The 3,927-nt window shown below is 67.4% G+C and carries 6 protein-coding genes; all 6 read right to left on the reverse strand.

All coding sequences use genetic code 11. The features are described 5' to 3' along the window. Positions 1-1,004, reverse strand: a 1,004-nt coding sequence (locus AACZ35_RS13020) for an ABC transporter permease (protein WP_339829984.1), incomplete at its 3' end; no start/stop codon positions are given. Positions 1,005-1,010: 6 nt separating this feature from the next. Then, positions 1,011-1,397: a hypothetical protein gene (locus AACZ35_RS13025; protein ID WP_339829985.1), complete on the reverse strand. Its 387-nt coding sequence runs from the start codon at positions 1,395-1,397 to the stop codon at positions 1,011-1,013. Continuing rightward, positions 1,381-1,617: a succinate dehydrogenase assembly factor 2 gene (locus AACZ35_RS13030; RefSeq protein ID WP_339829987.1), complete on the reverse strand. Its 237-nt coding sequence runs from the start codon at positions 1,615-1,617 to the stop codon at positions 1,381-1,383. The genes AACZ35_RS13025 and AACZ35_RS13030 overlap by 17 nt, the downstream gene beginning before the upstream one ends. Next, the gene (locus AACZ35_RS13035; protein WP_339829989.1) at positions 1,614-2,030 is read right to left on the reverse strand and encodes an MAPEG family protein; all 417 of its coding nucleotides are present in this window, start codon (positions 2,028-2,030) and stop codon (positions 1,614-1,616) included. Before AACZ35_RS13035 ends, AACZ35_RS13030 begins: the two co-directional genes overlap by 4 nt. 2 nt (positions 2,031-2,032) lie before the next feature. Next, positions 2,033-2,815 carry a succinate dehydrogenase iron-sulfur subunit gene (locus tag AACZ35_RS13040; protein ID WP_339829991.1) on the reverse strand — a complete coding sequence of 261 codons (783 nt, stop codon included), beginning with the start codon at positions 2,813-2,815 and terminating at the stop codon, positions 2,033-2,035. Between the two features lie 18 nt (positions 2,816-2,833). Continuing rightward, positions 2,834-3,927 (reverse strand): FAD-binding protein (locus AACZ35_RS13045; protein ID WP_339829993.1); only part of this gene is annotated, 1,094 nt, incomplete at its 5' end.

Raw genomic sequence — 3,927 nt, forward strand, 5'->3', positions numbered from 1 at the left:
ACGCCGATGCCGATGCCCAGCACGCCGATCACCATGCCCTGCACGATGAACACCCGCATCACCGCCCCGGGTGACATGCCCAGCGTGCGCAGGATGGCGATGTCGGACTGTTTGTCCTGCACCAGCATCACCAGCGAGGACACCAGGTTGAAGGCGGCGATGGCGATCACCAGCGACAGCAGGATGAACATGACCGTCTTTTCGAGCTTGAGCGCCCGGAAGAAATTGGCGTGGTCGCGGGTCCAGTCGCGCACGCGGTAATGGCCCTGCATGCGGTCGGCCAGGTCGCGCGCCACCGGCCAGGCTTCCCAGAGGTCGACCAGCTTCAGGCGCACGCCGCTGACGCCGTCGCCCATGCGGCCCAGGCGCTGGGCGTCTTCGAGATGCACCAGGGCCATGCCCAGGTCGAATTCCTGCGCGCCGGCCTCGAAGATGCCGACTACCTCGAAGCGGCGGGCCCGCGGCATCGCGCCCAGTGGCGTCACGGTGGCTTCGGAAATGTAGACGTTGACCGAGTCGCCGACGCCGGCACCCACCAGCAGCGACAGTTCGCGGCCCAGGATGATGCGGTACTCGCCGGCCTGCAGGTCGTCGAGGCTGCCCTGCACCATCTTGTTGGCCAGTTCGGAAACTTGCGGTTCCAGCGACGGCAGCACGCCGCGGATGATCGCGCCCCGGCGCGAGCGGCCCTGCAGCAGGGATTCGGTTTCGATGTAGGGGGCGGCGCCGACCACGCGCGGGTCCTGGCCGGCCAGTTCGACCGCGCGCGGCCAGTCCTGCAGCGGGCCTCCGAGGCCCGACACCGTGGCGTGCGCCACCATGCCCAGGATGCGGTCGCGCAATTCCTGCTGGAAGCCGCTCATCACCGAAATGGTGGTGATCAAGGCCATCACGCCGATGATGATGCCCAGGATCGAGGCCATCGAGATGAAGGATATGAAGCCGTTGCGGCGTTTGGCCCGCAGGTAACGCAGGCCGATGGCGAGGGAGAGGTTTGGGAGCATGGGGGCCTAGGCTGCCATGGAAGGCAGGTGGATTCCGGAACGGGGGCTGACGGACGCGGCGAGCCGAAGCCGGCGGCGGTCGGGGGTGGACAGCGTATCGGGCCACCAGGTGCGCGACCAGCCTTGCCCGCCGGCGGTGCCCGCCTGGAGGCGCAGCAAGGGGCCCTGTTCGCGCAGGACCAGCGTCGCGCCCGCCAGGTCCAGCGAAACGGGCCGCCGCAGGGCCTCGCGTCTTGCCATGGCCAGGCCATACAGGCCGGCGATGACGGCGAACATGGGTTTGAGCAGCGCCGGCAAACCGCTGGCCATCACCGACAGCGCCGCCAGCGCGGCCAGGGCGCACAGGGCGCCCACCAGCCAACGCGAAGGTCGCCAGTCAATGCGGCAAGGCAAGGATGAGGGCAAGGCCGGTGTCCTCCGGGCGCTCGCGGCCCATGAACCAGCGCCAGAGCTTATCGTCCTCGGTGTCCATCAGCCGTAGGAACAAGGCCCGTTCCGGTTCGTCGGCGACCGGCCAACGGCCGTCGAGATAACGCAGCATCAGCTGGTCGAGTTCGCGCATGCCGCGCCGGCAGCGCCAGCGCAGGCGGCGTAGCTCGGCGTCTTCGCTCACAGCACCCCGGCCAGCAGCACGCCCCAGAGCACCACCAGCACCAGGCCGCCGGTGATGTAGGCCAGGAAACGATGGCGCACCTTGTTGTAGCTGCAGTGGATGGCGCTGTGCACCACCCGCAGGGCCACGAAGGCCCAGGCCAGACCCACGGTCAGCGGCGAGGCCAGGTCAAGCTGCGCGCCGACCAGCAGCGCCAGGTAAAACAGCACCGGCAGCTCGAACAGGTTGCGGAAGTTGTCCGCGGCCCGGCTGTCCTTGATGCGCGCGGCCATCTGCGCGGACGTGGCCACGGCCTGCGGATGGATGCGTTCGCGGGCCAGCTGCCCCAGGCGTTCGACGCCCATGCGCCCCATCACCACGAAGGTAAGGGCCGCCATGGCGAAACCCGGCAACAGCAGGTCGCGGGCCTCCATGATCAGGCGCCCCGCCGCTGCAGCATCAGCTTCTTGATCTCGCCGATCGCCTTGGCCGGGTTCAGGCCCTTCGGGCAGGTCCGCGTGCAGTTCATGATGGTGTGGCAGCGGTAGAGCTTGAACGGATCTTCCAGGTCGTCCAGGCGGGCGCCGGTGTCCTCGTCGCGCGAATCGACGATCCAGCGGTAGGCCTGCAGCAGCACGGCCGGGCCCAGGTAGCGGTCGCCGTTCCACCAGTAGCTCGGGCAGCTGGTCGAACAACAGGCGCACAGGATGCACTCGTACAGACCGTCGAGCTTGGCGCGGTCTTCCTTGGACTGCAGGCGCTCCTTGGCCGGCGCCGCGCTTTGCGTGCGCAGCCAGGGTTTGATGGACGCGTACTGCGCGTAGAAGTGCGTCAGGTCGGGCACCAGGTCCTTCACCACCGGCATGTGCGGCAGCGGGTAGATCGGCACTTCCTTCTTGCCGCAGTCATCAATCGCCTTGGTGCAGGCCAGCGTATTGGTGCCGTCGATGTTCATCGCGCACGAACCGCAGATGCCTTCTCGGCAGGATCGGCGGAAGGTGAGCGTCGGGTCGATTTCGTTCTTGATCTTGATCAGGGCGTCCAGGACCATCGGCCCGCACGCGTCCATGTCCACCTCGTAGGTGTCGGTGCGCGGGTTGGCGCTGTCGTCCGGGTTCCAGCGGTAGACCTTGAAGGTGCGAACATTCTTCGCGCCCTGGGCCGCGAAATGTTTTCCCTTGCCGACCTTGGAATTCTTGGGGAGGGTGAACTCAGCCATTTTCGGGTATCCAGGAGGTCAGTAGGTGCGGGCCTTGGGCGGGACGACGTCCACGTCCTTGCTCAGCGTGTACATGTGCACCGGGCGGTAATCGAGGCGGGTCTTGCCCGCGTCGTCCACCCAGCACAGGGTGTGCTTGTGCCAGTTGTCGTCGTCGCGCTCGGAGAAATCCTCGCGGGCGTGGGCGCCGCGCGACTCCTTGCGGTTCTCGGCCGACACCATGGTCGCCACGGCCTGGCCCAGCAGGTTCTGCAGTTCCAGGGTTTCGATCAGGTCGGAGTTCCAGACCATCGAACGGTCGGAGACGCGCACGTCGGCGAAGGAGTCGTGCACCTCGCGGATCTTCTGAACGCCCTCGAGCAGGGTTTCGCCGGTGCGGAAGACCGCGGCGTTGTTCTGCATCACCTGCTGCATGTTGTCGCGGATGACCGCCGTCGGCGTGCCGCCGCCGGCGTTGCGCAGCTTGTCGAGGTTGGCCAGCGACTTGTCGCAGGCCGACGGCGCCAGCGACCTGTGCGGCGCACCGGGCTTGATGGTCTCGGCGCAGCGGTTGGCCACCGCGCGACCGAACACCACCAGGTCGAGCAGCGAGTTCGAACCCAGGCGGTTGGCACCGTGCACCGACACGCAGGCCGCCTCGCCGATGGCGTACAGGCCTTCGACGACGGTGTCCGGGTTGCCGTTCTTCAGGGTGACCACTTCGCCGTGGTAGTTGGTCTGCAGGCCGCCCATGTTGTAGTGCACGGTCGGCAGCACCGGGATCGGCTGCTTGGTGACGTCGACGCCGGCGAAGATCTTGGCGGTTTCGGCGATGCCCGGCAGCTTCTCGTGGATGTCGGCCGGATTGAGGTGCGTGAGGTCGAGGTGGATGTGGTCCTTCTTCGGGCCCACGCCGCGGCCTTCGCGGATCTCGATGGTCATCGAGCGCGACACCACGTCGCGCGAAGCCAGGTCCTTGGCGTTGGGCGCGTAACGCTCCATGAAACGTTCGCCCACCGAGTTGCGCAGTATGCCGCCTTCGCCGCGCACGCCTTCGGTGATCAGGCAGCCGGCGCCGTAGATGCCGGTCGGGTGGAACTGCACGAACTCCATGTCCTGCAGCGGCAGGCCGG

The sequence above is a fragment of the uncultured Arenimonas sp. genome (assembly GCF_963976025.1).
Classification (GTDB): Bacteria; Pseudomonadota; Gammaproteobacteria; order Xanthomonadales; family Xanthomonadaceae; genus Arenimonas.

Coding starts and splice junctions, on each gene's coding strand:
- AACZ35_RS13035 (WP_339829989.1), bottom strand. CDS start 2,030: ATGGAGGCCCGCGACCTGCTGTTGCCGGGTTTCGCCATGGCGGCCCTT.
- AACZ35_RS13040 (WP_339829991.1), bottom strand. CDS start 2,815: ATGGCTGAGTTCACCCTCCCCAAGAATTCCAAGGTCGGCAAGGGAAAA.